The sequence below is a fragment of the Acidovorax sp. KPB24-03 genome (genome assembly GCF_057546605.1).
In genome coordinates, this window is record NZ_BAAJYR010000478.1 from 1 (window position 1) to 2,424 (window position 2,424).

Genomic DNA, 2,424 nt, shown 5'->3' on the forward strand with positions numbered 1-2,424 from the left:
GACGCTGTTGGAGAGGGTTGCGGCACGCTCGCCGCGCCAGCCCCCCCAGGCCCGTTCGGCAGGCGCCGGCGGCCGCACGGCCGCGCGCGGAGCTTCGGGAATGGCCATCTCCGGCAGCAGGTCCTGCGACGCCGAGCGCACCAGATGGGCCGCCGCATCGAAGACTTCCTTGCACTGCCCGCACCGCACCCACCCATCGGAGATGCGCAACTGGTCCGCGACGACCTTGAAGGTCGTGCCGCAGGCGGGGCAGCGTGTGATCTGGCTCATCGGCTCGGGATTGTAGGTGGGCGCCATGCCCGCCCGAAGGGCGGCACGGCCCTGCCCATCAACGCGCGGCCACCATCAGGATCCAGCCCTCCTGCGTGTCGGCCACCTCCAGGGGCAGCCACGGCGCATAGGCCTCTTTCAGCTCGTCGGCCTGGCGCTCCAGGATGCCGGCCAGCACCAGATGGCCGCCCGCCGCCACATGCGCGCACAGCAGCGGCGCCAGCACCTTGAGGGGCGTGGCGAGGATGTTGGCCAGCACCGTCTGGTAGGTGCCGCTGGCCTGGTCGGGCAGGCCGGCCTTCAGCGCCACGCCGTTGGCCTCGGCGTTCAGCCGCGTGGACTCCACGGCCGCCGGATCGATGTCCACGGCATCGACATCCGTCGCACCGAACTTGGCGGCGCCGATGGCCAGGATGCCGGAGCCGCAGCCATAGTCGAGCACGCGGCCCAGCGGGTTGCCGCTGGCGCCGTGCGGCGCGCCGTTCGCCGCGATCCACCGCAGGCACATGCGCGTCGTGGGGTGCGTGCCGGTGCCGAATGCCAGTCCGGGATCGAGCCGGATGCTGCGCGTGGCCTGGGCCGGCAGCTCGTGCCAGGTGGGCACGATCCAGAAATCCGGCGTGATGTCCACCGGCGCGAACTGTGATTGCGTGAGGCGCACCCAGTCCTGCTCGGGCACGGTGGCCACGCCCAGCACGCGGCAGCCCTCGAAAAAATCCTGCACCTCCAGCAGGGCCCGCGCCTCCTGCGCTTCGGCTTCGTTCTGGAACAGCGCCACCACCCGGCTGCGCTGCCAGCCGTCCTTGGGCGGCGGCATGCCGGGCTCGCCGAACAGCGCCTGCTCGGCATCGGTCTGCGCGTCGGCATCCTCGACCGACACGCTCAGCGCCTGCAGCGCATCGAGCGCATCGCTCAGGGACTCGACCCGGTCTTCGGGGCACATCAGGCTCAGCTCAAACATGGGAGACCTCCGGGAGAAAACGAAAATGCTGGCACCCGTTGCCAGGTGCCAGCATGCAAAACCACCACGCGCAGCGATCTCAGCGCTTGTGCTGCGACAGCCACTCTTCCAGGTAATGGATGTTGGTGCCGCCCGCCACGAACTTGGCGTCCACCATCAGCTCGCGGTGCAACGGCACGTTGGTGTTGATGCCCTCGATCACGGTCTCGGACAGCGCCGTGCGCATGCGGGCCAGCGCCTGCTCGCGCGTGTCGCCGTGCACGATGATCTTGCCGATCATCGAGTCGTAGTTCGGAGGCACGTAGTAGTTGGTGTAGGCGTGCGAATCCACGCGCACGCCCGGGCCGCCCGGCGCATGCCACATGGTGATGCGGCCTGGCGAGGGGATGAACTTGTACGGGTCCTCGGCGTTCACGCGGCATTCGATGGCATGGCCGCGGATCTCGATCTGGCGCTGGGTGAAGGGCAGCTTCTCGCCGGCGGCGACCATGATCTGCGTCTTCACGATGTCCACGCCCGTGATCCATTCGGTCACCGGGTGCTCTACCTGCACGCGGGTGTTCATCTCGATGAAGTAGAACTCACCGTTTTCATACAGGAACTCGAACGTGCCCGCACCGCGGTAGCCGATCTTCTTGCAGGCGGCCACGCAACGCTCGCCGATCTTCTCGATCAGCTTGCGCGGGATGCCGGGCGCCGGCGCTTCCTCGATCACCTTCTGGTGGCGGCGCTGCATGGAGCAGTCGCGCTCGCCCAGATAGACCGCATTGCGGTGCTTGTCCGCGAGGATCTGGATCTCGATGTGGCGCGGGTTCTGGAGGAACTTCTCCATGTACACGGCCGGATTGCCGAACGCCGCGCCGGCCTCGGCCTTGGTCATCTGCACCGCGTTGACGAGCGCCGCCTCGGTGTGCACCACGCGCATGCCGCGCCCGCCGCCACCGCCCGCGGCTTTGATGATGACGGGATAGCCCACCGCCTTGGCGATGCGGCGGATCTGCACCGGGTCTTCCGGCAGCTCGCCTTCGGAGCCCGGCACGCAGGGCACGCCCGCGCGGATCATGGCCTGCTTGGCCGAGACCTTGTCGCCCATGGTGCGGATCGACTCGGGAGTGGGGCCGATGAACTGGAAGCCGCTCTTTTCCACCCGCTCGGCGAAGTCGGCGTTTTCGGACAGGAAGCCGTAGCCGGGG

Annotated in this window: 3 protein-coding genes; all 3 read right to left on the minus strand. The window is 68.5% G+C overall.

The genetic code is table 11. The features are described 5' to 3' along the window. On the minus strand, window positions 1–270 hold a 270-nt coding region (locus AC27KI_RS22845), incomplete at its 3' end, for a zinc-ribbon domain-containing protein (protein ID WP_487115993.1). Between the two features lie 58 nt (window positions 271–328). Further along, a complete protein-coding gene (gene prmA, locus AC27KI_RS22850; RefSeq protein ID WP_272567280.1) occupies window positions 329–1,231 on the minus strand; it encodes a 50S ribosomal protein L11 methyltransferase in 903 nt (300 codons plus the stop codon). 79 nt (window positions 1,232–1,310) lie between these two features. Beyond that, the coding region (locus AC27KI_RS22855) for an acetyl-CoA carboxylase biotin carboxylase subunit (RefSeq protein WP_487115991.1) at window positions 1,311–2,424 on the minus strand (1,114 nt) is incomplete at its 5' end.

What these genes read in the sequence shown, in the direction of transcription:
- prmA (WP_272567280.1), bottom strand. Translation starts at nt 1,231, where the DNA reads ATGTTTGAGCTGAGCCTGATGTGCCCCGAAGACCGGGTCGAGTCCCTG.